Raw genomic sequence first — 23,619 nt, forward strand, 5'->3', positions numbered from 1 at the left:
TCGTCAATCAAGCGTGAGGAGTAAACTTTACATAATCATGATTACGCGGGTAAGAATCAGAACTCATTCTGCTGCGTAGGTGATTCGGTCAGGCGCGGTCAGTCTTTGCCAGGCGTCATATTGCGACAGGAACACCTGCCCATTCAATTCATCGAGGAAATGCGACTGCTTCAGGCGGTCCATGACCGGGCCTTTGACCTCGCTCAGGTGCAGCCCGACGCCCATGTCGCGCAGGCGGTGGTTGATAGCCTCGAGGCTCTCGAGCGCCGAGAAGTCGACCTCGTTCACCGCCGAGAACATCAGCACCACGTTGCGGATCTCGCAGCCTTCGGTCACGCGCGATTGGATCAGATCCTCAAGGAAGCGGGCATTTACGAAGTATAGGCTTTCATCCACCCGCAGCGTGACCAGCGTGGGGTCGGTCTGGACCTTGTGGCGCAGGATGTTGCGGAAGTGCTGAGTGCCCGGCACCAGCCCCAGTTCGGCCACATGCGGGCGCGAGGTCTTGTACAGATGCAGCAGGATCGAGATCGCCACGCCGCTGGCAACACCCGCTTCGACACCGGCCATCAGGGTCAGGACGATTGTGGCGGCTACGGCGGTGAAATCGGCCCGTGAATAGCCCCAGGTCTTTTTGAGGATTGAAAAATCCACCAGGCTGAGCACCGCCACGATGATCGTCGCGGCCAGCGTCGCCTTGGGCAAGAAATAGACCAGCGGGGTCAGGAAAAGCGCGGCAATCGCCAGCCCAATGGCGGTGAAGGCACCAGCCGCCGGGGTCTCGGCGCCCGCGTCGAAGTTCACCACCGAGCGCGAGAACCCGCCGGTGACCGGAAAGCCCCCGGTGAACGCAGCGCCCAGATTGGCCGCGCCCAGGCCGATCAGTTCCTGATCGGGGTCGACGCGCTGGCGTTTTTTGGCCGCCAGCGTCTGCGCGACCGAGATGCTTTCGACAAAGCCGATGATCGAGATCAGAATCGCCGGCACCAGCAGCGCGCCGATCAGGTCCGAGGACAGCCCCGGAAGGGTCAGTGGCGGCAGGCTCTGGGGCACCTCGCCCACGATCTGGACGCCGCGCGCGTCCAGCCCGAAGGCCCAGACCCACACGGTCGTGACCACCACCGCCGCCACCGGCCCGGCCTTGGTCAGCACATCCGCAAGCAGCGGCGGTACGCCCATGCGCCGCAGCGCGGGTTTGAGGTTCTTGCGCACCCAGAAAAGGAACGCCGTGGCCAGTGCGCCGATCACCACGGTAATCCCGCTGGTCTGGTCCAGATGCGCAAGGATCGAGCCCAGCATCTCGGGCAAAGTATGCCCATGCGCGCTGACCCCTAGGATATGTTTCAGCTGGCTGGTGGCGATCAAGATGCCCGAGGCGGTGATGAAGCCCGCGATCACCGGATGAGACAGAAAGTTGGCCAGAAAGCCCAGTCGCAACACGCCCAGCAACACCAGGAACCCGCCCGACAGAAAGGCCAGCGTCAGCGCCGCCACCGCATAGCCTGCGGTGCCCTGCTCGGCCACCTGCCCCACCGCACTTGCCGTCAACAGCGACACCACCGCCACCGGACCCACCGCCAGCGCCCGGCTGGTGCCGAAGATCGCATAGAGGATGATCGGCACGATCGAGGCATAGATCCCCGCCTCGGGCGGCAGCCCCGCCAGCAGCGCATAGGCCAGCGATTGCGGGATCAGCATGATCGTCACGATCACCGCCGCGATCATGTCATTGGACAGCGCCGTCCGGTCGTACCGGCGGCCCCAGTCAAGAATTGGCAAGTATCGCAACAGGTTGTGCATCGGTTCCACGTTCAAGAGGGCGCAGGGCGGGTGTTGGATGGCGCAGGGCAAGAAGCCCTAGCGACCTATTCGGCCGCCACCTTCAGCGGCTCGGGCTTGGCCATCCATTCCTTGCCCTTCAGCATCGCGGACCAATAGACCGGCGGTAGCAGCTTTTCCTTGAGAAACCAGGCCGCGCGGCTGGGCTTGGTCCCGTCGATCAGGAACTTCGGAAAGCTGGGCTTCAGGACGCCGCCATAGCCGAACTCGGCCAGCACGATCTTGCCGCGCTCCACCGTCAACGGGCACGAGCCATAGCCGTCATAGGCCGCCACCGGGCCGCGGCCTTGGATATCGGCCACGATGTTGTCGGCCACCACTGGCGCCTGCTTGCGCGCCGCCGCCGCGGTTTTCGCGTTCGGCGCGTTCATCACGTCGCCCAGCGACCAGATGTTGTCATAGCTCTTGTGGCGCAGCGTCGTTTGATCCACATCGACCCAACCCGCCGCATCCGCCAGCGGCGAGACCCGGATGAAGTCCGGCGCCACCTGCGGCGGGCAGACATGCATCATGTCAAACTCGACCGTCACCTGTTCGGGCTGCTCGTCGGGCTTGGCCACCTTGAACGTGGCGGTCTTCGCCGATCCGTCCACCGCCACCAGATTGTGGAAGAAATTCAGCGTGGCGTCGTATCTCTTGACGTAGTCCATCAGCGCCGGGACATAGTCCTTGACCCCGAACAGCACCCCGCCCGCGTTCATGAACTGGATGTCGATATCCTTCAGAACCCCGCGCCGGACCCACGTATCGCCCGACAGATACATCGCCTTCTGCGGCGCGCCCGCGCATTTGATCGGCATCGGCGGTTGGGTGAACAGCGCCCGACCCGCTTTCAGGCTTTCGACCAACTGCCAGGTATAGGGCGCCAGGTCATAGCGATAGTTCGAGGTCACGCCGTTGCGGCCCAGAGTTTCCTCGAGCCCTTCGACCGCACCCCAGTCCAGCTTGAGCCCCGGAGTCACCACCAGACGGTCGTATTTGACCACTCGGCAACCATCCAGAATGACGGCGTTGTTCTGTGGCTCGAACGCCGCCACGGCGGTCTTGATCCATTTGACCCCGCGCGGGATCAGCGCGCCCATGGTCTTGGCTGTCTGTTCCGGCGTGAACACGCCGCCGCCCACCAGGGTCCAGCCGGGTTGATAATAGTGCACGTCCGACGGGTCGATGATGGCGATCGACAGGTCGGATTTGCGCGCATGCAGGCTGGCGGCGGTGGCGATGCCCCCTGCCCCGCCGCCCACGATCACGACGTCAAAGGACGCGTCGCCGGTGTCGGTGGGCGTCTTGCCGCCATTGGCGATGCGGCGGGCCACGCCGCTCATGTCATATCCGGCAGCCTTGGTCGCGGTCAGGATGTCAGGCAGGGGTCGCCCCTGCGCGGCCTCGTGCAGCGACCACAGGGTGGCCGAGCGCGTTCCCGTCCGGCAATAGGCCAGGATCGGACCAGGCAGTTCGGTCAGGGCCTGACCGAAGGCCTGCGCGTCCTCGTCCCGGACCAGGCCGGTCTGGACGGGAACGTACCGGGCTTCGATGCCCAGCTTTTCTGCAGCGGCCTCGATTTCCTCGAATGTCGGTTGGTCGGACCCTTCACCGTCGGGGCGATTGCAGATGATGGCGCGGAAGCCCGCGGCCTTGATCGCCGGGATATCGGCAAGCGTTACCTGTGGCGACACCGAGAGTGCGCCCGAAATCTTCCGGATTTCCATTGTTGTCTCCTGAGGTCAGATCTTGTTGACCGGAACCTTGAGCATCTGGTTGCCGTCCTTGTCGGTCGGGATGTCACCCGCCCGAATATTGACCTGGATCGACGGGATGATCAGCGTTGGCATCGCCAGCGTCGCGTCACGCTCGGTGCGCATCTTGATGAACTCGTCCCGCGACTTGCCGCCGCCCACATGGATGTTGTGCGCCTTTTCCTCCGCCACCGTGGTTTCCCAGCGAATGTCGCGGCCGTTGGGGCCGTAATCGTGGCACATGAACAGGCGGGTTTCGTCCGGTAGGCTCAGCACCTTCTGGATCGAGTCATAAAGCGTTCCCGCATCTCCGCCCGGAAAGTCGGCTCGGGCCGAACCACCATCGGGCATGAACAGCGTGTCACCCACAAAGGCCGCATCGCCCATCACATGCACCATGCAGGCCGGCGTATGGCCCGGCGTGTGCATGGTGAAAGCAGTCATGTTGCCGATCTTGTAGGTCATGCCGTCGGTGAACAGCGCATCGAACTGGCTTCCGTCGCGCTGGAACTCGGTGCCTTCGTTGAAGATCTTGCCGAACACTTCCTGCACGATCTTGATGTTCTCGCCGATGCCGATCTTGCCGCCCAGCTTCTGCTGGATGTAGGGCGCCGCCGACAGGTGGTCGGCATGGGCGTGGGTCTCGATGATCCACTCCAGTTTCAGGCCCTGCTTTTCGATCTCGGCGATCAGCAGGTCGGCATGTTCGAATGTGATCCGGCCAGCGGCATAGTCGATGTCCATCACGCTGTCGATGATCGCGCAAGCGTTGGATGTCGGGTCCGAAACGATATAGCTGATCGTCGCCGTGGCCTCGTCGTAGAAGCCCTGAACCTTGGGTTTGACGCTCAGATCCACCGGATACGCGGAAATCGGTGTCGCGATTGCGTCAGCCATTTTCTGGTTGTGGGTGTCGATTGCCTTTTGGTCGGTCATGATCGTGCCTCCTCTCTGACGCTCAGGCCTTGGCCGAACGTGTAATCAATGGTTGCCCTTGCAGAATGCGCGCCAACGCCAGCCCGGCGGCGACCGCGCCCAGAAACAGCAGAACCTCCCACCGCCCGGTGCCCAGGGCCGGAATTGCCGCGCCCGGGCAGAATCCTGCGATGCCCCAGCCCACGCCAAACAAGGCTGAGCCGCCGACAAGCTTCATGTCGATGTGCTTAGCGCCCGGAATCTGGAACCGGTCCGCGTAAAGCGGCGCGGCGCGTCTCCATACCAAGCGATAGCCGATGAATGTCACCACCAGCGCACCGCCCATTACAAAGGCGAGGCTGGGGTCCCAGGTTCCGGCCAGATCGAAGAAATTCAGCACCTTGGCCGGGTTCATCATGCCCGAGATCGCGATGCCTGTGCCGAAGACGAGGCCGGTCAGGAACGTATGGAACAGTTTCATTGCCTCACCCTCCGAACACGTGGCGGATTACGAAAACCGTGATGGCGGCAGTTGCCATGAAGGTCGGAACGGCAACCAGGGACCGGGTCGACAACCGCGACAGGCCGCACACTCCGTGACCCGAGGTGCACCCCGAGCCGAGGCTGGCGCCCAGACCGACGATGACGCCGCCGACAACGATCATCAGCGGGCTGATCGGCACGTCGATGGCCGGCATGGTGCCGGTCAGCACGTAAATCAGACCTGGCGCAACGATCATTCCGGCAACAAGCGCCAGACGCCAGGAAAACTCGGACCCGCTGTCAGGAAAGACCAGGCCGGACATGATCCCGGTGGCACCCATGATGCGGCCGAGGCCCAGCATCAACAACACGGCGCCCAAGCCTATCAGCAGGCCGCCGCCAAAGGATGCAAATGGCGTGAATACGGTTTCCATATTATCTGGTCCTGCAGGTTTTGATGCCCAAAAGCGTGTACACCGGGCAGAATTTCATGGTCGCGGTCAACAGCATGATGATGCCGACGATCACAGCGCCATATTTGAACACTGGTGCGGCGAACAGGGCCAGCCCGCTGAAGATTGCCAGGTACAGCAGGACCAACCCAAGAGCTGCGCGCAGCGTGCGGTCGATCGTTCCGACGTTGTTGGTCATATCGCCCTCCATATTCAGGTTTCTGAATGGCATATATGACGCCAGGAGCGTCTCTTCAGTGACAATGTCACGAAAGCCGAAAAGATTCCCGATAAATCAGGTGCTGTGGGCCAAAGCCTGCAAAGCCGTTGTGTCGGTGAGCGTAATCTTGCCCCGGGATTGCGAAACCAACTCGCGTTTTTGGAAGTCGTGCAGCACCCGCGAGACAACTTCACGCGCGGTTCCCAGTTCGCTGGCCAGTTGTTGGTGTGTCGCCTGCACCTCGTTCGCGCCATCGGCCAATGCAAGCAGACGTTCTGCCAGCCGGACATCGATCCGGCCGAAGGCGACGTCATCGACCACACGCAGAAGGTCGATCAAACGGCGGGAATAGGCTTGGAACACGAAATCGCGGAAAGCGTCCTCTTCCGCGGCAAGGCGGTCGAAGGCAGGCTTGGGCAGGACTATCGCGGTGACATCTGTTTCAGCAATGCCTTCGGCGTTATAGGCCTCTTCGGCCAGCATGCATGCCGTGGTCAGCACGCAGCTTTCGCCGGCTTCGACCCGATACAAGACGATTTCGCGCCCTGTATCCGAGCTTTGTGAAACGCGGATCCGGCCTTCGTACAGAAACATGAGGCTGTCCGGTACATTGTCGGGCCCGAACACCTCGGCCCCTTTTGGAAATTTCACGATCCGCGCAGCCGCGCGCAACCGGGCGCGGACCGCCTCGGGCAGGTGGCTGGTTCCGTGGAACCGCTGGGTCCAGTCAGTGATCGTCATGTGGCTGCTTGCATGGGTGACCAAAAGCCCTCGTAGATCAGTACGGTTCTGCCGTCTTTCGTCCGGCCCGGACGACACGCTCGTAACGGTGCATCTTGTGCACCTGGCGCATGGCGTAGGACAGAACCGTGGTCACGATCAAGGGAAAGCGCCCGAATATGCCTCGGGTCCATCCGATCAGTCGCGACCTAGATCCTTGAGGATCGGACAATCCGGGCGGTCATCTCCGGCGCATTCTTGGATCAGGTGCGACAGTGTTTCGCGCATGGCTTTCAGGCCTTCGATCTTGGCATCAATCTCTTCGAGGTTCTGTTTCGCGATCCGTTTGACGTCCGCGCTGGCGCGGTGCTTGTCCTCATACAGTGCCAGCAGCGAGCGGCAGTCTTCGATGGTGAACCCCAGCGACCGCGCGCGCCCGATGAACGCGAGCTTGTGCAGCTCTTTCTCGTCGAAATGGCGGTATCCATTGGTCGAGCGTCTGGGTTTGATGAAACCGATATCTTCATAATACCGGATGGTCTTGGCCGGCAAACCCGAGCGTTCGGCGACGTCCCCGATGTTCATGGCGGCTCCTTTCCTATTCGGCGGGTGTGGGTGCGTGTGCGATGGTCTGCGGTTTGCGGTCAGATCCGCTCGGCGGTCGGGCCGCCTTGACCCAACGCAGCCGCAGTGCGTTTGACAAGACGAACACGCTGGACAGCGCCATGGCGCCAGCCGCCAAAACCGGGGACAGCAAGGGTCCGCCAAAGGGATAGAGGATCCCCGCAGCCACTGGAATCAGCAGCGTGTTGTAGCCAAAGGCCCAGAACAGGTTCTGCCGGATATTGCGCATGGTGCGCTGGCTGATGTCGAAGGCGTTGACCACGCCGATCAGATCGCCCGACATCAGCACCACGTCTGCGGCCTCGATCGCGACGTCGGTCCCGGTGCCGATGGCAATGCCGACATCCGCGGCCGCCAGCGCCGGAGCATCGTTGATCCCATCGCCGACAAAAGCCAACTTGCCGCCGTTCACGCGCAGGTTTTCCAGCGCAGCGACTTTGCCCTCGGGCAGGACTTCGGCGACGACTGTGTCGATCCCAAGCTGTGCTGCGATGGCATCGGCCGTCGCACTGTTGTCGCCCGTGATCATCGCCACTTTGAGCCCCAGCGCGTGCAAGGCTTCGATGGCCTCCGGTGTGCTAGGCTTGATCGGGTCGGCCACCGCGATTGCGGCGGCAGCGGTTCCGTCGATTGCGGCGTAGAGCGGTGTTCTGCCCTTGGCGGCCAGCGACGCGCCGTGATCTGACAGCGCACTGATGTCGATGCCTTCGCGCTCCATCAGACGATCGGCACCGATGAGGATGCTGTGCCCTTCGACGGCCGCTTGAACCCCATAGCCGGTGATCGACTTGAAATCCTCGGGTTTCGGTAGATCCAGGCCGCGTTTCTCGGCCGCGCGTACGATGGCGGTGGCGATTGGATGTTCCGAAGTGGCTTCGACGGCTGCGACCAGACGCAGGACGGTGTCCTCATCCAGCCCTTGGGCGACGACAAGATCAGTCAGTTCCGGGCGGCCTTCGGTCAGGGTGCCGGTCTTGTCCACCGCTACAACAGTGGTTTCCTGCAACATCTGCAGCGCGTCGCCCTTGCGGAACAGAACGCCCATTTCTGCAGCGCGCCCCGTGCCCACCATGATCGATGTCGGTGTTGCCAGCCCCATTGCGCAGGGGCAGGCAATGATCAGCACCGCGACCCCGGCAACCAGAGCCATGCTGAGCGCCGGGTCCGGTCCGAACAGCAACCAAACAAGGATTGTCACGACCGCAACCGCGATCACTGCGGGCACAAACCAAAGGGTGATGCGGTCAACCATGCCCTGAATGGGCAGTTTCGCGCCCTGAGCCTTTTCGACCATCTGAATGATCTGCGCCAGCATCGTATCCGCTCCGATCTTTTCGGCGCGGACGGTCAATGCTCCGGTACCGTTCACGGTGCCACCTACGACGGTTGCGTCAGAGGATTTCTCGACCGGAACGGGCTCACCCGTGATCATGCTTTCGTCGACATACGAACTGCCGCTCAGCACTGAACCATCGACCGGGATCTTTTCGCCGGGACGCACATGAACCAGATCGCCCACTGCGATCTGATCGATGGGCAGCTCGACGATGCGGTTCTCCCGTTCGACCCGCGCGGTTTTGGCCTGCAGGCCGACCAGCTTGCGGATCGCCTCGCCGGTTCGGCCTTTGGCGCGTGCCTCAAGGAAGCGGCCCAGCAGGATCAGAACCACAATGACCGCGGCCGCCTCGTAATAGACATTGGCCGTGCCAGTCGGAAGGATTTCGGGCGCAAAGGTCGATATCAGCGAGAACCCATAGGCCGCCGACGTGCCTAAAGCGACCAGCGAATTCATGTCTGGTGCGCCCTTGGCAAGTGCTGGAAAGCCCTTGGTGTAGAATTGAAGACCGGGCCCGAACAGGACCAGTGTCGTCAAGACGAACTGAATGTAGTGGCTGGCTTGCAGGCCGATGGTGCTTGCAATCAGGTGATGCATGCCGGGAATGACATGCGCGCCCATTTCAAGAATGAAAACCGGCAAGGCCAGGATTGCCGCAAACCCCGTTCGCAGTGCCAGTTTGCGGATTTCGTCAGCTTTGCGATCCTGCGCCGCTGCCTGAGCCGAGTTGCGCGGCGTCACCGGGTACCCGGCTGCGTTGGCCAATGCAGCAATCGCTTCGGGTGTCGTGGCGCCCGCTGCAAACTGGACGGTCGCGCTTTCCGAGGCGAGGTTGACCGACGCCGCCAGCACCCCCTGCCCGGCGAGCAAAGCCCTCTCGACCCGGCCGACGCATGAAGCACAGCTCATGCCCTGGATGTTGAGCGTGACGGTCTCGGTCACGGCGGGATAGCCCGCCGCTGCCATCGCCTGTGCGATGGTTTTGACATCAGCCGGAGCGTGGAAATCCACCTGGACGCTCTCATTCGCCAGGTTTACGGCAGCCGAGTCGACGCCCGGAACCGCGCTGAGCGCACGCTCAACCCGGGCCACGCAAGACGCGCAACTCATCCCCTGAACCTGGAATTTGGCATGTGAAATTTTGGCCATGTCGTCACCATGATTATTCGGTCGACCCTGTACATAAGGGTTCCAGCAAGTGGAAGGTCAAGGCCCTCTGCGGAATATCCCTGCACCCGAACCAAACCATCGCGTCAGGGCAAGCGCAGTTTGCGGCTGTGCTCCGTCGGCAACAGGGCAAAGATGGATGGCGACAGATCCTTGGTGAATTGAAGCGGGATCGCTTGGATGCGAGGGTATCACGCAAAGAGAATCACTTGGGAATTGGAAAGGTGTGGCATGACAACGAGGAAAGCATTGATTGGGCTATGCGCGCTGTCCCTGATTGCCGCCTGTACCGAGACCACGTCCATGTCCGGCGCCAAAGCCCCCGGTGATCTTGCCAAAGTGCCCGAAGGCGTGGTCGAGATCGCCGCGCCGGGGCAGGACCTGACCGCCGTTCGGATCATGCCCGAAGACGGTTGTTACTGGTACCGTTACGTGGGTCCGGTCGAAACGACATACCTACCGTTGAGAACCGCCGACGGCCGCCCGATCTGCGCCCGGGCGTGACGGATCAGCTGCTGGCAGTCGCAAATCTTTCGGGTGGGTAAAGATGAGCCGTCGCACCCGGCTGCACCCGGTCATACAGGCCAATGATATGGGCCATGACCATACGCACACACCCTGAGCTTGCCCGCCCGCCGATAGACCGGGAATAGGGTGTTCCGTGGATGCGCAGATATGTGTCGCGATTGCCCTGAAACAGGTAGAAAGCGCGTGCGCCCAAGGGGTTGTTGGGTCCGCCGGGCATTCCGTCGGCAAACTGCGCATAATCCTGCGGATCACGTTTGATCATGTCTGCGGTCGGGGTCCAACGCGGCCATTTGGCTTTGCGCCGGATCGTGTAGGTCCCGGGTTCGTAGAGATTGCCACGGGCGATCGCTACGCCATATCGCATCGCGGTTCCGCCTTCTTCGATGAAATACAGGTAGCGCGCGACCGCATCCACGTGAATGTCACCGGGCACCAGCGACCGGTTGGTCTCGACCCGTTGCGGCAGAAACCGGGGATTCAGCCCCCAAGGGTTCGAGGTGGCCGGGTCATAGTTGGCCGGCGTCACCTGTCTGTCCCAAGCCGCCCATTGAGATGCGGTCGACGCTTCGGCCGATGTCGCGCCGAGAATCGGTTGCGAGAAAACAGCAAGCGAAGTCGCAACAAAATGTCTTCTGGTCAGCATGTCTGCACCTCCAGTCGCCTTGCCGTAGCAGCAAGAAAAAAGATCGGACTAAAAGATTCCCTGAAACAGACCCCGAGTCCATTCACTTGTTCGTTGGGCGCAAAACCTTGTCGCAACTGGTGTTTTGAGGTCGTGCACAAACGGCTGCCGAAAGCCACGCATCTGGATAAGACGAATTTCTGAGCCGCCTCGGGTGGGTTGTCATAAAACTGTTACGGAAGCGTTACATAAGCTTCGCACGCCCGGACTACTGCACTCATCAAGGCCGCAGGGGGCGGCCAAAGCTGATTCTCAGGAGTGACCATGACCACCATTAAACTGACCGCTTCGGTTCTGGCAATCACCGCGATCGCCGCGTCCGCTGCCTCGGCGCGCGACGCCATCCGTATTGTCGGATCGTCGACCGTATTCCCGTACACCCAAGCCGTGGCCGAGCAGTTCGCCAACAACACGGGCGCAGCTTCGCCCATCGTCGAATCGACCGGTACCGGCGGCGGCATGAAAATCTTCTGCGAAGGCATCGGTGAAAACACCGCCGACATCACCGGCGCATCGCGTGCCATGAAGGCCTCGGAATACGAGCTGTGCCAAAAGAACGGTGTGACCGACATCTCGGAAGCCCTGATCGGTTTCGACGGCCTGTCGATCGCCATCTCGCGCAGCAACGAGCAGGATTGGGACCTGTCGCTGGCCGACATCTACATGGCCCTCGGCGCCCAGGTGCCGGTTGATGGCGAGTGGAAGGACAACCCGTACAAGACCTGGAACGAAATCAACCCCGACCTGCCGGCCGTGGAAATCCTGGCCTATGGCCCGCCGCCGACCTCGGGCACCCGCGACGCGTTCGTCGAGCTGGCCATGCATGAAGGCTGCAAAGAGCTGGACTTCGTCAAGAGCGGTGACTTCGACAAGAAATGGGTCAAGGAAAACTGCTCGCGCATGCGTACCGACGGGCCCTTCGTCGAAGCGGGCGAGAATGACAACCTGATCGTTCAGCGCCTTGAGGCGGACCCGAACGCCGTGGGCATCTTCGGCTACTCGTTCCTGTACGAGAACCTGGACAAACTGAAGCCGGTCACGATCGAAGGCGTCGAGCCGAATGCCGACACCATCGCCGACAAATCCTATCCGGTGTCTCGCCCGCTGTACTTCTATGTGAAGAACGCGCATCGCGGTGTGATCCCGAACCTGGACGAGTTCCTCGAGGAATACATGTCGGATGATGCTTTGGCATCCGACGGCTACCTGGCCGAACGTGGTCTGGTTGGCCTGTCCGACGAGCGCCGTGAAGAACTGCAGGACGCAATCCTGGACGGCCAGAACATGGAACCCAAGTCGTAAGATTTGCAATTCACAGGGCTGTCCGGCCGCGAAACCGGGCAGCCCATTTTTGTGCCTGGGGGGCAGATGACTACTTTCGTGTTTGCGGCGCTGTTGGGCGTCAGTATCCTTGGATATTTGCTGAACAGACGGGCCGCGGCCGGTCTGCGCGCAGATGGGACGTCCCTGCACTCCCTGCCCGGCTATCACGGGCTGTTTTCTTTTCTGTCCACGCTGGTTCCGGTCTTTGTGCTGATCGTACTGTGGCTGATCTTGCAGGGCCCGATGATCGACCATGTGGTCATGTCGGGCCTGCCTGCCGGCAGCCTTGACGGATTGGACACTGGAGGGCGTCAACTGGTGTTGGCCGAGATCAAGTCGATCTCGCGCGGGCAGATCTTTGGCGAGCCTGAACAGTGGAAGATGGACGCGGCCCAGCGGTATCTTGAGCTGCATCAGATGTCGGGATGGGTGCTGCTGTCTATCGTTGTCATTCTGTCACTGGCCATCGTGGCATTTGCCCGGTCGCGTGTCGGTGTCGAATTCCGCGCCCGCCACAGTGTGGAACGCATCGTTTCCGGCCTGATGATCTTCTGTTCGACCGTCGCCATCTTTACGACCGTCGGCATCATTGCCGCGCTGCTGTTCGAATCCATCCGCTTTTTCGAGATGGTGCCGATCACCGAGTTCTTCTTCGGCCTGAACTGGGAACCGCAGATTCCTCTGCGCGAGGACCAGATTGCCGCCGAAGGTGCTTTCGGCTGGCTTCCGGTCATCCTCGGCACGATCGTCATTACCGTTGTCGCGTTGTTCCTGGCGGTTCCGGTGGGACTGTTGTCGGCCATCTACCTGAATGAATTCGCGCCCGACCGCTTGCGGGCGGTGGCCAAGCCAGTGCTGGAGATCCTGGCCGGCGTGCCGACCGTGGTCTATGGCTTCTTCGCGATCCTGGTCGTGGCCCCGGCCATGCGCAGTTTCGGCGCATCGCTGGGCATTCCGGTGTCGCCCAACACGGCGCTGGCCGCAGGCAGCGTAATGGGCATCATGCTGATCCCGTTCATCTCGTCCTTTACCGACGACGCCCTGTCAGCCGTGCCGAAATCGCTGCGCGACGGAGCGCTGGCTTTGGGGGCAACCCGGGCCGAGACGGTTCTGAACGTGCTGTTCCCCGCTGCCATTCCTGGCATCGTCGGTGGCATCCTGTTGGCCGTCAGCCGCGCGATCGGGGAAACCATGATCGTGGTGATGGCGGCCGGTCTGATCGCCTCGCTGACCATCAACCCGCTGGACAGCGTGACCACGGTGACCGTGCAGATCGTCACGCTTCTGATCGGCGACACCTCGTTCGACAACCCCAAGACGCTGGCAGCCTTTGCCTTGGGCATGATGCTGTTCGTCGTCACCCTGATCATCAACGTCTTCGCGCTGCGCATCGTGCGCAAGTACCGCGAAGCCTATGACTGAGGCCAAGAATCATGGCTGACCTGACCGCAGGACAAAACAATTCGCCCAAAGGCGGAGACACCGCCGACGCCGTGCGCGCCAGCCTGGCCCGCCGCAACCGTAAACAGAAGATACTACAGGGTCTTGGCCTAGGCGCCATCGGGTTTGCATTTCTGATGCTGTTCATCCTGGTGGCCTCGCTGGTGTCATCCGGATACCAGGCGTTCACCCAGACCAAGATCACGCTTGAGGTCTATGTCGACCCCGAGGAGATCAAGCCCGAAAAGCTGCCGCGGGGAGGTTTCAAGGACGTGCTGCAAGCCTCACTGTCCGAGTTGCTGCCCGAGGTGGACACCAGCGATCGGGCTACCCGCAAGGCCTTGTCGGGCATTCTGTCCAACGGAGCGCAGTTTGATCTGCGCGACCGGGTGGTGGCCGACCCTGAACTGATCGGGCAGACCATCACAATGACCGTGCCGGTATCTGATCCTTATGACCAGTTGAACAAGGGCACCATCGACCGCGACACGCCCGAGCAGAACCGTCGTCTGAACGATTCCGAGATCGCGTGGTTCGATCAGCTCAAGGCCGAAGGCGTGATCAGCAAGCCGCTGAACACTGGCCTTGTCACCAATGCCGACAGCCGATTTCCGGAACTGGCGGGCCTGAAGGGCGCGCTGATCGGGTCGTTCTGGGCGCTGTTCGTGTGTTTCGTGATTTCCTTCCCGCTGGGCATCGGCGCGGCGATCTACCTTGAAGAATTCGCACCCAAGAACAAGGTCAGTGACTTTATCGAGGTCAACATCAACAACCTCGCTGCGGTGCCGTCAGTCGTTTTCGGCCTGTTGGCGCTGGCAGTGTTCATCGGTTGGTTCGGGCTGCCGCGCTCGGCCCCCTTCGTGGGTGGCATGACGCTGGCGTTGATGACCATGCCGACGATCATCATCGCCACCCGCGCAGCGCTGAAGGCGGTGCCCCCGTCGATCCGCGAGGCGGCCCTGGGTATCGGCGCGTCCAAGCATCAGGTGGTGTTCGGTCATGTGCTGCCGCTGGCGATGCCTGGCATTCTGACCGGTACGATCATCGGACTGGCGCAGGCCTTGGGGGAAACTGCCCCGCTGCTGCTGATCGGGATGAACGCGTTCATCACCTCGGCTCCGGCCGGCCCCTTCGACAGTGCCACCGCCCTGCCCACCCAGATCTTCATCTGGGCAGACAGCCCCGAGCGCGGCTTCGTCAGCCGGACCTCGGCCGCGATCCTGGTGCTGCTGGGTTTCCTAGTCACGATGAATGCAATCGCGATCTATCTTCGCAACAAGTTCGAGCGCAGCTGGTAAGCGCAAAGGGGTCATCATGATGAACGACATGAGCAAGATCGAGCCGAGTACCGCCGTCGACGCCATCAAGATTCAGGCGAAGGGCGTCCAGGTCTTTTACGGCGACAACCAGGCAATCAAGGACGTATCGGTCGACATTCTCGACAAGACGGTAACCGCTTTCATCGGCCCGTCCGGATGCGGCAAGTCCACGTTCCTGCGCTGCCTGAACCGGATGAACGACACGATTGACGTCTGCCGGGTCGAAGGTGACATCCGGATCGACAACGAAGACATCTACGACAAGCGGATCGACCCGGTGCAGCTGCGTGCCAAGGTGGGTATGGTGTTCCAGAAGCCGAACCCGTTCCCCAAGTCGATCTACGACAACGTAGCCTATGGTCCCCGGATCCACGGACTGGCCAGAACCAAAGCTGATCTGGATGAGATCGTTGAGAAATCCCTGCGCCGCGGGGCCATCTGGGATGAGGTGAAGGATCGCCTGCACGAGCCCGGCACCGGTTTGTCCGGTGGTCAGCAGCAGCGCCTTTGCATCGCGCGCGCGGTTGCCACTGAACCCGAGGTCCTGTTGATGGACGAGCCGTGCTCGGCTTTGGATCCGATCGCGACCGCCCAGGTCGAGGAACTGATTGACGAGTTGAAGCTGAATTTCTCTGTGGTGATCGTCACGCACTCGATGCAGCAGGCGGCTCGAGTCAGCCAGAAAACCGCGTTCTTCCACCTCGGCTGTCTGGTGGAATACGGGGACACGGGGCACATCTTCACCAATCCCGAAGACCCGCGCACGGAATCCTACATCACCGGGAGAATCGGATGACCCAGGACGCCATGAAGGACAAGCACATCGTCCGATCTTTTGATCAGGAACTCGAGTCCGTTCAGGCGCATCTGATGCGCATGGGTGGTTTGGTCGAGAGCTGCCTGTCGGACGCGATCCGGGCACTGTGCGACAAGGATGTCGAACTCGCCGCGCGCACCGTCAAGGCCGATCGCGCCATCGACGAGTTGGAAGAGATGGTGAAGAATGACAGCGCCAACATCATCGCACGGCGCGCGCCTACGGCCATCGACCTGCGCGTGGTCCTGGCGACCTTCACCATCGCCAACCAGCTCGAGCGCAGTGGGGACCATGCCAAAAACATCGCCAAGCGGGCCGTGACCCTGGCGGACTCCGCGAGTTTGGACGAAGTCAAATCGGCGATCGCGCGTCAAGCCCAGCTGGTGCAGAGCATGATTGCGGATACCCTGGATTGCTTCATCCAGCGGGACGCGGACAGGGCCCAGGCCATCCGTGAACGTGACGCCGATGTGGATGCGATGTACAATAACGTGTTTCGCGCTCTGCTGACCCATATGATGGAGAACCCGGGCAATATCACCCCGGGCATGCATCTGCATTTTGTGGCCAAGAACCTCGAGCGGATCGGTGATCATGCTACCGGGATCGCCGAGCAGACCATCTATCTTGTCAGTGGGCAGTTGCCTGATGATGATCGCCCGCGCCTCGACAAGACACCGACGGAAACCACCGAGGTCCTGTGATGCCAACGCCATCGATCCTTGTCGTCGAAGATGAGCCCGCACAGCGCGAGATCATCTGCTACAACCTCGAGGCCGAAGGCTTTGACGTGCGCCAGGCCGAAACCGGTGACGAGGCGCTGCTGCAGATCAAGGAAGTGCCGCCCGATCTGATCCTGCTGGACTGGATGCTGCCCGGCGTTTCCGGGATCGAGATTTGCCGCCAGCTGAAGATGACCGCGGCGACCCGTGCCATTCCGGTGATCATGCTCTCGGCAAAATCCGAAGAGGTCGACAAGGTGCGCGGGCTGGAGACAGGTGCCGACGACTATGTCACCAAGCCCTATTCGGTGATCGAGCTGATGGCCCGAGTCAAATCCCAGTTCCGCCGGACCCGCCCCGCAGCCGTGGGCGAGCGGTTGGAATACGATGACATCGTCCTGGATGCCGAAACGCACCGCGTGACCCGCGCGGGCGAGGACATCAAGCTGGGTCCGACCGAGTTCCGGCTGCTGTCGACCTTCATGGAAAAGCCGGGCCGGGTCTGGAGCCGCGAGCAATTGCTCGACCGGGTCTGGGGGCGCGACATCTACGTGGACACCCGGACCGTCGATGTGCATATCGGGCGTTTGCGCAAGGCTCTGACGGTGCGTGGGGGGGATGACCCGATCCGTACCGTGCGCGGGGCCGGTTACGCGCTCGGCTGAGCCCTGGCCTCTGCCATTTCGCGCAGGTGACATCCCAGCATCAGCAGCGCGGGCCAGAGCAGATAGGCCTCGATCTCGATGTTTTCGCCGAAGGTCAGCAGCAGCAGGGTCATCAGCAGGCCCAGCGGCAGTCGGCCGCGCGCCGAGCGGACCGCGTCGGTGATCACCACGCCGAAATGCACGGCGAAGGGGACAAGAAACGCCACGAAGCCGGTGATGCCCTTGACGAATAGAAGACCGTACCAGGTGTGGTGACTTCCGATGGGCATGTATTCGACCAAATGTGCACCGGGCTGAACCGTTCCGTGACCAAAAAGCATCGCGTCGGACTGCCAGCGTTCATAGGCAATGCGTTGCAGGGTTTCGCGCACACGGGTGCTGTCGGCGCGGGCCGATTTGAAATTCTGCAGCGCCTGGTTGCCCAGGTCGATCGCGGCGGCTCCCCACGCCGCGGACGCCGTTGCCACGGCCGACACCAGAAACCATCCGATGCTGCGCGCCACCAACGGCAAAAGGCGCGGCCCCAGCGTGCAGGCCACCAACCCGACCAGCCCCATGCGGGATTTCGACGCCAGGATCATCACAATGCCTGCACTCAGACCGACGGCCATCCATCCCCGGTGCCGCTCTTCGAGCGCGAACAGGACCATGCATACCCCCAGCAGGGCGGCAAATGGCGACCAGGGCGCGAAGAACTGCCACCGGGGCGTCCAACTGGCCGGGTCGATCGTGTAGAGATAGACTGAGAAATACTCGGGCCCCGGCCCACCTACCGCCTTGAGCGGTGAGGTGAAGATCTGGCTGGGCAGGCCCAGATAAGGTGCCGCCAACAGCGGGGGCGCAAGGCACAGGGTCCACAGCCCCAGTCTGCACTGGCCCCGCACCAGAACCTCGCGCCGGATCGGCAGCACGGCCCCGGCCAGAATGAACAATGGAATAAGCGCCCAGCCCTTGGCCCAGCCGATCGAAGACTTGATGGTTTTACCCAGCCCCAGCCCCCAATCCAGATGGCCGGCCCACAGTGCAAACAGCATCAACAGCATGCCGGCCATCCATAGCCAAACCAGCGCCGGAACCGGCCCGGTGGCCCGCAGGTCCGGACGGATCGTCGGCCCCAGATACAAGGCCAGCGCCGCCAACCCCGCCAAGGACCATCCCAGTACCGGCCCGACGACATAGAGCGCACCGATGGCATAGAACGGCCATGTCCAGACCAGCGCGCGCAAGACAAGCCGCTCGGCCGGGTTCTGCGGCGCGGCCTCGGTCATGGCTTGTTCTCGCCTGTGTCTTTCAACAGCCGCGAGATCAGCGGGTTCCGGACCCATGCCAACGTCAGCCCGATCAAAAGCATCAAAGTGGCGGCAATCCCGGCCGCGATCGACAGCTTCTTGTTGGGTGAAGACGGTCGTTCCGGCAGCGACGGATTTTCCAGCACCTGGATCAGCGGGTACGAGGCATAGACATCGGTCTTTTTTGATTCCGACCGGGCGATGGCCGAGGCAAAGACGGCTTCGGCCACGGCAAAATCCCTTTGACGGTCTTCGAGTTCTGCCGCCACCGGTGCCAGCGCGGACAGGCGCGCAGTTTCGGCCGCGACCTGTGCGGCAAGGGTTTTTACATGCTTCTCCTGCCCCGCGCGCAGGGCGTTTTCGCGGACAAGCTCGCTGAGCAACTGCGCGCGCTCTCCCTCGGGGGCGCGGTCCAGACCCGAGAGCTGATCGACCGACAGGCCGGTCACCTCGGCCGCGCGTTGGACGGCAACCTGTCTTGCGCCTTCATATTCATCCCGCGCTGTGCGGTAGACCGGATGGCGCGGCCCGAAATTAGCATCGGCCTGCGCCAGCTTGGCCGCGCCGGTCGAGGCATCCTTGAGCAGCGACATGTATTGCGCGTCGGCGTACAGCTTCAGCGTCACCGCGGCGGCATCCGGCGGCAGATCCAGCGCGACCCCAAGAGCCGCGACCCGCTCGGCCTGGCGGGCCAGCGTGCTTTCTTCGGCCCGCAGCGTCTGGCGCGCGCGGTCATTGGCGGCCACCTGCTCACGGTATTGGGCGGCCGAGAGCAGCCCACTCTGCCGCTGCAACTGCTCGATCGCAGCGCGGGTTTCACGAACCGAGCGCTGATACTCGTCGATTGCGCCGCTGTTGCTGGCTTCGCGCGTGGCGATCTCGTCCGCGCGCAGGGCGTCGATCTCGGCAAAGAATGCAGCGACAAGGGCATCGCCGTGGCGTTGCGCGTCCCCCGGGCTGGCGGCCTCCATTTCGATATGGATCAGGCTGGTCTGGTCCACCAGGCGGATGCGCGGCTTGCCGAACGCATCCCGCTCGGCCCCGACGGCGCGTGCGGCCGCATCCAGAATGCGATCGGCCGACAACAGCCGCTTGTAGGTTTCGGTGGGGCTGATCGACCCGTTGGCAAAGGCCGAATTGGCGTAGGACGAGGCCTGCCCGATATTGGCCAGATTGACCGAGGCTGACGCGCCCGATCCCGGCAGGATCAACGAGGCGTGGGATGCGTATTTGACCGGCGCGGTTGCCAGATACCCGCTGATCGGGGCCCAGATGCAGCTGGATCCCAGAAGAAACAGCGCAACATATCGCGGCAGCCGTCCGGCATCGGTCAACCGCCCACCCCTGAGGACACGCCGCCAGCCCAGCGACCGGATGTCGCTGCGGCTGATGCGCGCCCAGTCCCTGGGACGTTTGGGCGCAAGGGGCTGATGGTTGTCGGAAATCTGGTTCGGCATATCAAATCCTCTCTTACAGGAGTGATATACCGGGGCGGCTTGGGCTGTCCGCTGCGCAAGGGGTTAGGCCGGGGCGGGTTGGGACAGGCCCCCTATCCGAAAGGATGGGCGCGGGTCAGAACAGGCCCGCCTCGCGTGCGGCCATCGCGGCTTGGGTGCGGTTGCTGACACCCACTTTGCGGTACAGCGTCTTCACATGCAGCTTGATCGTCGGCTCGGATAGGTCCAGATCGCGGGCGATCTCCTTGTTCGACTTGCCCTCGGTCAGACCTTTGAGGACCTGGCGCTCGCGCTCGGTCAGTTTTTTGGCCATCGGGTGGGTGTCGTTCGGCTGCTCGGCGCTCATGAAACCGACGGGCAGATATTGCTCACCCATGGCCATGAAACGGATGGCGTTTACCAGAGACTTGGCCGGCAGGGTCTTGGGCACGAACCCGGCTGCCCCCAGCTCGAGCGCACGTTCAGCCAGATCGCGCGAGGCATCGCCGGTGAACAGTGCCACATGCCGCGCGCGATCCATGCCAATGCAGGTTTCCAACCCGCTCAGCCCGTTCATGCCCGGCATATTGAGGTCCAGCAGAACCAGATCAAACGGACCGTCGGATTCGATCTTGGCCTTGGCGGTCGCAAAATCCGGCGCGGTGGTGGGTTCGATCCCGCCCGTGGCCTCGATGAAGGCGACGAGCGTGTCCAGAACCAGATCGTGATCGTCGGCGATAAGAACTTTCATCAATGAACTCCATGTGCCTCCACCCAGACCTGAAAAGGTTAATAAACTATTGATGATTGGCGGTGAAGCCTACCGAACGGACAGGCAGATACCCGATCGGATAGGAGCAACTGGCCGGATTTCCTTGCGGTGCCGCATCCGGGCCGTGTCAGTCAGCCGATTTCTCCGCGCGCTCTCCCGATGCTCGTCTGTTGTGGTGCCGGCACAGCGGGCAGGTTCAGGGCAAGAGTTCAGTTCATGTTCGGAGAGTTCCATGCACTTTCAAGCCGCACACGCCCTATTCGACGGCGCACACACCACGCCCGGCACCGCGCTGCCAATCACCGAAATCCTCGGGCAGCCGGTGGTGAATGCAGAATCCGGTCCGGTCATCACCACGCTTTTGGATGGTCACCGCCGGACCGTCTTTTTCCTGAACGCACATTGCGCAAATGTCCGGGCAAAGAATGACCAATATCGAGCAGCCCTGACGCAAGCCGACCTCGTCCTGCCCGACGGGATCGGGGTCGAGCTTGCCGCCGCGATGCAGGGCGAACACCTGACCGAGAACCTGAACGGAACCGACTTTGTCCCGCGCCTGGTCCGGCGCGCGGCCAAGCTGGGCCAGTCGGTCTATCTGCTGGGCGGAACGCCCGGCACCGCACAGGCCGCAGCAGCGCGCCTGCAAGACATGGCGCCCGGCCTGAGGATTGCCGGTTCCCGCGACGGGTTTGGGGGCCTCGAACGGACGGACGAAGCCCTGGACGAGATCAACCAATCCGGCGCAGATATCCTGCTGGTGGCCATCGGCGTTCCGCTGCAAGAACTGTGGATTACGCGGCACCGTGCCCGGCTGAACCCGAATCTGGTTCTGGGTGTCGGCGCGTTGTTCGACTTTCTGGCGGGCAACGTCCGGCGGGCACCCGGGATCGTGCGGCGGGTCCGGATGGAATGGGCGTGGCGGTTGGCGATGGAGCCGCGCCGCATGGCCCGCCGCTATCTGATCGGAAATTTCGAATTTCTGGGACGGTGCGTCGCCCAGGCTCTTGGCGGGCTGACGCCCAGCCGTATTCTTGACCTGACCGTCGCGCTGGCGGCCATGACGGTTCTGGCCCTGCCGATGCTGGCCATTGCCGCCCTTGTCCGGCTGGACAGCCGCGGCCCGGCCCTGTTCCGGCAGACACGGGTGGGCAGGAACGGGGTGCCTTTCACCGTCTACAAGTTCCGCTCGATGACCACCGACGCCGAAGCGCAAAGGGCCAGCCTGCTGGCGCAGTCCGACCGCGCAGGCGTGTGCTTCAAGGCACGCCACGATCCGCGTGTCACGCGGGTGGGCAAGGTTCTGCGCCGCTTTTCGCTGGATGAGCTGCCGCAGATCCTCAACGTAATGAAGGGCGATATGTCGATCGTCGGACCGCGCCCTGCCCTGCCCGAGGAGGTCGCCAAATACCCGCCCCGCGCGCTTGAACGCCTGGCCGTCCGCCCCGGGATCACCGGCCTGTGGCAGGTGTCGGGCCGGGCCGCCATCGACTTTGACCGAATGATCGATCTGGACACGGCCTACGTGCGGTCCCGTTCGGCCCTTCTGGATCTGATGCTGATTGCCATGACCGTGCGGGCCGTCGTGTCCGGCCGCGGCGCCTACTGAGAAAACCCAAGGAGAATTGTTATGACCAAGATTCGCAAAGCCGTCTTTCCCGTCGCCGGACTGGGCACAAGGTTTCTGCCCGCAACCAAGACCGTGGCCAAGGAAATGCTGCCCCTGATCGACCGCCCTCTGATCCAATATGCCGTCGACGAAGCGCGCGCGGCCGGTATCGAAGAATTCATCTTCATTACGTCACCCGAGAAAACCGCGCTCGAGGCCTATTTCGGGCGGAATACGGCGCTTGAACGCAAGTTGAAGGATGGTGGCAAGACCGAGCTCTTGAACAACCTGCGCTGCGCCGATCTGGAGGATGGCAAATACTGCTTTGTCCGGCAGGATGCGCCCCGTGGATTGGGCCATGCCGTGTCGCTGGCGCGCGAGTGCGTGGGCAATGAGCCGTTTGCGGTGATCCTGCCCGATGACGTCATCAGCGCCCGACGCCCGGCTCTGTCACAGATGGTCCAAAGCTATTGTGACCAAAGCGGCCACATGGTTGCGACCCAATCCGTGCCGTCCGACAGGATCGAGTCCTACGGGGTGGTCGATATCGCCCTGCAGGCCGGGCGTGTGCAAAAGCTGCGCGGCCTGGTCGAAAAGCCCAGCCCCGAGCAGGCGCCATCGAACTACGGCATCGTCGGGCGGTATATCCTGCAGCCATCGATCTTTGATCGTCTGGCCGGCCAGGCACCGGGTGCGGGAAATGAAATCCAGCTGACCGACGCCATCGCTGCGGATATCGAAACCGCTGGCTGCTCGGGCTACGCCTTCGCGGGTGAACGCTTCGACTGCGGCTCAGTCGCCGGGTACCTTGAGGCCACCGCGGTTTTTGCCCTGCAGCGGTCAGAGCTGCGCGAAGGGTTTGAGCGGATCATGGCACAGCGCATGGGCCACCTGCGCCCGGCCGCGTAACGGCGGGCACCTATCCGTTCGGATAGGTGCTTATCCTGATGCCCGTCTGTTGCCCGGTCACGCTTTCTGATCTTGTGCAATTGGACACGAGGAGAATGACATGCGGATTTTACTTGCAGCCTTGGCAATGGTTCTGACCTTGGGCCAGGCACAGGCCCAGGATCTGGCCGAACCCACCGGAGAGGTGGTTCTGACGATCACCGGCAACCTGACCCAGCCCGGAGCCGAAGGTGGAGCGCGGTTCGACATGGACATGTTGAAAGCCTTGCCCGCACGGACATTTGCGACCTCGACGATCTGGACCGAAGGTGAAAACACCTTTGTCGGCGTGCCCTTGTCGGTGGTGCTGGAGGCAGTCGGTGCAGATGGCAGCATTATCCGCGCCACGGCGATCAACGACTATGCGGTTGAAATCCCGATGGACTCGGTCACCGAAAGCGACCCGATCGTGGCCTATGAAATGAACGGTGCCGAGATGTCACGCCGGCAGAAGGGCCCGCTGTGGATCGTCTACCCCTATGACAGCGACCCGAAATACCAGACCGAGGTGACCTATTCGCGCAGCATCTGGCAACTCGATCGTCTCGAGGTAGTTAAATAGCTTGCAACCGGAATGAGT

At 62.2% G+C, this 23,619-nt stretch carries 23 protein-coding genes; 10 read left to right on the forward strand and 13 right to left on the reverse strand.

Translation table 11 applies throughout. The annotated features are described in order from the left end of the window. Positions 1–63: 63 nt before the first annotated feature. The 9 genes from AC2FNL_RS11360 to AC2FNL_RS11400 form a co-directional block, all read right to left on the reverse strand. Entirely contained in the window at positions 64–1,800 is a 1,737-nt protein-coding gene (locus AC2FNL_RS11360; RefSeq protein WP_496833783.1) for a SulP family inorganic anion transporter, read from the reverse strand. 65 nt (positions 1,801–1,865) lie between these two features. Then, positions 1,866–3,548, reverse strand: a complete 1,683-nt coding sequence (locus AC2FNL_RS11365) for a bifunctional protein tyrosine phosphatase family protein/NAD(P)/FAD-dependent oxidoreductase (protein WP_496833673.1) — start codon at positions 3,546–3,548, stop codon at positions 1,866–1,868. 15 nt (positions 3,549–3,563) lie between these two features. Next, complete coding sequence (locus tag AC2FNL_RS11370) at positions 3,564–4,448, reverse strand: MBL fold metallo-hydrolase (protein ID WP_170341794.1); 885 nt, start codon at positions 4,446–4,448, stop codon at positions 3,564–3,566. Positions 4,449–4,533: 85 nt separating this feature from the next. Beyond that, positions 4,534–4,971: a DUF6691 family protein gene (locus AC2FNL_RS11375; protein WP_093963297.1), complete on the reverse strand. Its 438-nt coding sequence runs from the start codon at positions 4,969–4,971 to the stop codon at positions 4,534–4,536. A 4-nt stretch (positions 4,972–4,975) separates the two neighbouring features. Further along, positions 4,976–5,407, reverse strand: coding sequence for a YeeE/YedE family protein (locus AC2FNL_RS11380; protein ID WP_093963298.1), 432 nt, complete (start codon positions 5,405–5,407; stop codon positions 4,976–4,978). Position 5,408: 1 nt separating this feature from the next. Next, positions 5,409–5,624, reverse strand: a complete 216-nt coding sequence (locus AC2FNL_RS11385; protein WP_093963749.1) for a YgaP family membrane protein — start codon at positions 5,622–5,624, stop codon at positions 5,409–5,411. Positions 5,625–5,720: 96 nt separating this feature from the next. Then, positions 5,721–6,386 (reverse strand): Crp/Fnr family transcriptional regulator, encoded by a 666-nt coding sequence (locus AC2FNL_RS11390; RefSeq protein WP_093963299.1) that lies wholly within the window; start codon positions 6,384–6,386, stop codon positions 5,721–5,723. A gap of 177 nt (positions 6,387–6,563) precedes the next feature. Then, entirely contained in the window at positions 6,564–6,950 is a 387-nt protein-coding gene (gene cueR, locus AC2FNL_RS11395; protein WP_093963300.1) for a Cu(I)-responsive transcriptional regulator, read from the reverse strand. A 13-nt stretch (positions 6,951–6,963) separates the two neighbouring features. Beyond that, positions 6,964–9,474: a heavy metal translocating P-type ATPase gene (locus AC2FNL_RS11400; RefSeq protein WP_496833676.1), complete on the reverse strand. Its 2,511-nt coding sequence runs from the start codon at positions 9,472–9,474 to the stop codon at positions 6,964–6,966. A 249-nt stretch (positions 9,475–9,723) separates the two neighbouring features. On the opposite strand from AC2FNL_RS11400, the gene AC2FNL_RS11405 reads away from it, so the two are divergent. Next, positions 9,724–9,996 carry a hypothetical protein gene (locus AC2FNL_RS11405; protein WP_170529911.1) on the forward strand — a complete coding sequence of 91 codons (273 nt, stop codon included), beginning with the start codon at positions 9,724–9,726 and terminating at the stop codon, positions 9,994–9,996. A 4-nt stretch (positions 9,997–10,000) separates the two neighbouring features. Here AC2FNL_RS11405 and AC2FNL_RS11410 read toward each other — a convergent pair whose 3' ends face one another. After that, complete coding sequence (locus AC2FNL_RS11410; protein WP_093963303.1) at positions 10,001–10,663, reverse strand: L,D-transpeptidase; 663 nt, start codon at positions 10,661–10,663, stop codon at positions 10,001–10,003. A 303-nt stretch (positions 10,664–10,966) separates the two neighbouring features. On the opposite strand from AC2FNL_RS11410, the gene AC2FNL_RS11415 reads away from it, so the two are divergent. The 6 genes from AC2FNL_RS11415 to phoB all read left to right on the forward strand — a co-directional run bounded on the left by AC2FNL_RS11415 (position 10,967) and on the right by phoB (position 16,988). Further along, positions 10,967–12,004 carry a substrate-binding domain-containing protein gene (locus AC2FNL_RS11415; RefSeq protein WP_093963304.1) on the forward strand — a complete coding sequence of 346 codons (1,038 nt, stop codon included), beginning with the start codon at positions 10,967–10,969 and terminating at the stop codon, positions 12,002–12,004. Positions 12,005–12,070: 66 nt separating this feature from the next. Further along, a complete protein-coding gene (gene pstC, locus AC2FNL_RS11420; RefSeq protein WP_254444320.1) occupies positions 12,071–13,447 on the forward strand; it encodes a phosphate ABC transporter permease subunit PstC in 1,377 nt (458 codons plus the stop codon). An 11-nt stretch (positions 13,448–13,458) separates the two neighbouring features. Beyond that, entirely contained in the window at positions 13,459–14,763 is a 1,305-nt protein-coding gene (pstA, locus tag AC2FNL_RS11425) for a phosphate ABC transporter permease PstA (protein WP_496833678.1), read from the forward strand. A gap of 19 nt (positions 14,764–14,782) precedes the next feature. After that, positions 14,783–15,580, forward strand: a complete 798-nt coding sequence (gene pstB / locus AC2FNL_RS11430) for a phosphate ABC transporter ATP-binding protein PstB (protein ID WP_496833680.1) — start codon at positions 14,783–14,785, stop codon at positions 15,578–15,580. Further along, a complete protein-coding gene (phoU, locus tag AC2FNL_RS11435) occupies positions 15,577–16,305 on the forward strand; it encodes a phosphate signaling complex protein PhoU (protein WP_254920167.1) in 729 nt (242 codons plus the stop codon). The genes pstB and phoU overlap by 4 nt, the downstream gene beginning before the upstream one ends. Continuing rightward, on the forward strand, positions 16,305–16,988 hold the full coding sequence (gene phoB / locus AC2FNL_RS11440; protein ID WP_093963307.1) for a phosphate regulon transcriptional regulator PhoB: 684 nt from the start codon (positions 16,305–16,307) through the stop codon (positions 16,986–16,988). The genes phoU and phoB overlap by 1 nt, the downstream gene beginning before the upstream one ends. On the opposite strand, the gene AC2FNL_RS11445 is transcribed toward phoB, so the two are convergent. The 3 genes from AC2FNL_RS11445 to AC2FNL_RS11455 form a co-directional block, all read right to left on the reverse strand. After that, on the reverse strand, positions 16,973–18,256 hold the full coding sequence (locus AC2FNL_RS11445; protein WP_496833683.1) for an O-antigen ligase domain-containing protein: 1,284 nt from the start codon (positions 18,254–18,256) through the stop codon (positions 16,973–16,975). The two genes, phoB and AC2FNL_RS11445, sit on opposite strands and share 16 nt — an antisense overlap. Then, on the reverse strand, positions 18,253–19,734 hold the full coding sequence (locus tag AC2FNL_RS11450; RefSeq protein ID WP_496833685.1) for a GumC family protein: 1,482 nt from the start codon (positions 19,732–19,734) through the stop codon (positions 18,253–18,255). Before AC2FNL_RS11450 ends, AC2FNL_RS11445 begins: the two co-directional genes overlap by 4 nt. A gap of 115 nt (positions 19,735–19,849) precedes the next feature. Continuing rightward, positions 19,850–20,464, reverse strand: a complete 615-nt coding sequence (locus AC2FNL_RS11455) for a response regulator transcription factor (RefSeq protein ID WP_496833687.1) — start codon at positions 20,462–20,464, stop codon at positions 19,850–19,852. A gap of 253 nt (positions 20,465–20,717) precedes the next feature. On the opposite strand from AC2FNL_RS11455, the gene AC2FNL_RS11460 reads away from it, so the two are divergent. The 3 genes from AC2FNL_RS11460 to AC2FNL_RS11470 all read left to right on the forward strand — a co-directional run bounded on the left by AC2FNL_RS11460 (position 20,718) and on the right by AC2FNL_RS11470 (position 23,601). Next, positions 20,718–22,091, forward strand: a complete 1,374-nt coding sequence (locus AC2FNL_RS11460; RefSeq protein ID WP_496833689.1) for a WecB/TagA/CpsF family glycosyltransferase — start codon at positions 20,718–20,720, stop codon at positions 22,089–22,091. Between the two features lie 21 nt (positions 22,092–22,112). Then, the gene (locus AC2FNL_RS11465) at positions 22,113–23,000 is read left to right on the forward strand and encodes a UTP--glucose-1-phosphate uridylyltransferase (RefSeq protein ID WP_170341569.1); all 888 of its coding nucleotides are present in this window, start codon (positions 22,113–22,115) and stop codon (positions 22,998–23,000) included. Positions 23,001–23,100: 100 nt separating this feature from the next. Next, the gene (locus tag AC2FNL_RS11470) at positions 23,101–23,601 is read left to right on the forward strand and encodes a putative pterin-binding protein (protein WP_254437822.1); all 501 of its coding nucleotides are present in this window, start codon (positions 23,101–23,103) and stop codon (positions 23,599–23,601) included. Positions 23,602–23,619: the final 18 nt, after the last annotated feature.

The sequence above is a fragment of the Ruegeria sp. CRTD044 genome (assembly GCF_059613485.1).

Bases quoted from the DNA above. Each gene is read 5' to 3' on its own strand.
- AC2FNL_RS11360 (WP_496833783.1), bottom strand. From the start codon at position 1,800: ATGCACAACCTGTTGCGATACTTGCCAATTCTTGACTGGGGCCGCCGG.
- AC2FNL_RS11365 (WP_496833673.1), bottom strand. From the start codon at position 3,548: ATGGAAATCCGGAAGATTTCGGGCGCACTCTCGGTGTCGCCACAGGTA.
- AC2FNL_RS11375 (WP_093963297.1), bottom strand. From the start codon at position 4,971: ATGAAACTGTTCCATACGTTCCTGACCGGCCTCGTCTTCGGCACAGGC.
- AC2FNL_RS11380 (WP_093963298.1), bottom strand. From the start codon at position 5,407: ATGGAAACCGTATTCACGCCATTTGCATCCTTTGGCGGCGGCCTGCTG.
- AC2FNL_RS11385 (WP_093963749.1), bottom strand. From the start codon at position 5,624: ATGACCAACAACGTCGGAACGATCGACCGCACGCTGCGCGCAGCTCTT.
- AC2FNL_RS11390 (WP_093963299.1), bottom strand. From the start codon at position 6,386: ATGACGATCACTGACTGGACCCAGCGGTTCCACGGAACCAGCCACCTG.
- cueR (WP_093963300.1), bottom strand. From the start codon at position 6,950: ATGAACATCGGGGACGTCGCCGAACGCTCGGGTTTGCCGGCCAAGACC.
- AC2FNL_RS11400 (WP_496833676.1), bottom strand. From the start codon at position 9,474: ATGGCCAAAATTTCACATGCCAAATTCCAGGTTCAGGGGATGAGTTGC.
- AC2FNL_RS11405 (WP_170529911.1), top strand. From the start codon at position 9,724: ATGACAACGAGGAAAGCATTGATTGGGCTATGCGCGCTGTCCCTGATT.
- AC2FNL_RS11410 (WP_093963303.1), bottom strand. From the start codon at position 10,663: ATGCTGACCAGAAGACATTTTGTTGCGACTTCGCTTGCTGTTTTCTCG.
- AC2FNL_RS11415 (WP_093963304.1), top strand. From the start codon at position 10,967: ATGACCACCATTAAACTGACCGCTTCGGTTCTGGCAATCACCGCGATC.
- pstC (WP_254444320.1), top strand. From the start codon at position 12,071: ATGACTACTTTCGTGTTTGCGGCGCTGTTGGGCGTCAGTATCCTTGGA.
- pstA (WP_496833678.1), top strand. From the start codon at position 13,459: ATGGCTGACCTGACCGCAGGACAAAACAATTCGCCCAAAGGCGGAGAC.
- pstB (WP_496833680.1), top strand. From the start codon at position 14,783: ATGAACGACATGAGCAAGATCGAGCCGAGTACCGCCGTCGACGCCATC.
- phoU (WP_254920167.1), top strand. From the start codon at position 15,577: ATGACCCAGGACGCCATGAAGGACAAGCACATCGTCCGATCTTTTGAT.
- phoB (WP_093963307.1), top strand. From the start codon at position 16,305: ATGCCAACGCCATCGATCCTTGTCGTCGAAGATGAGCCCGCACAGCGC.
- AC2FNL_RS11445 (WP_496833683.1), bottom strand. From the start codon at position 18,256: ATGACCGAGGCCGCGCCGCAGAACCCGGCCGAGCGGCTTGTCTTGCGC.
- AC2FNL_RS11450 (WP_496833685.1), bottom strand. From the start codon at position 19,734: ATGCCGAACCAGATTTCCGACAACCATCAGCCCCTTGCGCCCAAACGT.
- AC2FNL_RS11455 (WP_496833687.1), bottom strand. From the start codon at position 20,464: ATGAAAGTTCTTATCGCCGACGATCACGATCTGGTTCTGGACACGCTC.
- AC2FNL_RS11460 (WP_496833689.1), top strand. From the start codon at position 20,718: ATGCACTTTCAAGCCGCACACGCCCTATTCGACGGCGCACACACCACG.
- AC2FNL_RS11465 (WP_170341569.1), top strand. From the start codon at position 22,113: ATGACCAAGATTCGCAAAGCCGTCTTTCCCGTCGCCGGACTGGGCACA.
- AC2FNL_RS11470 (WP_254437822.1), top strand. From the start codon at position 23,101: ATGCGGATTTTACTTGCAGCCTTGGCAATGGTTCTGACCTTGGGCCAG.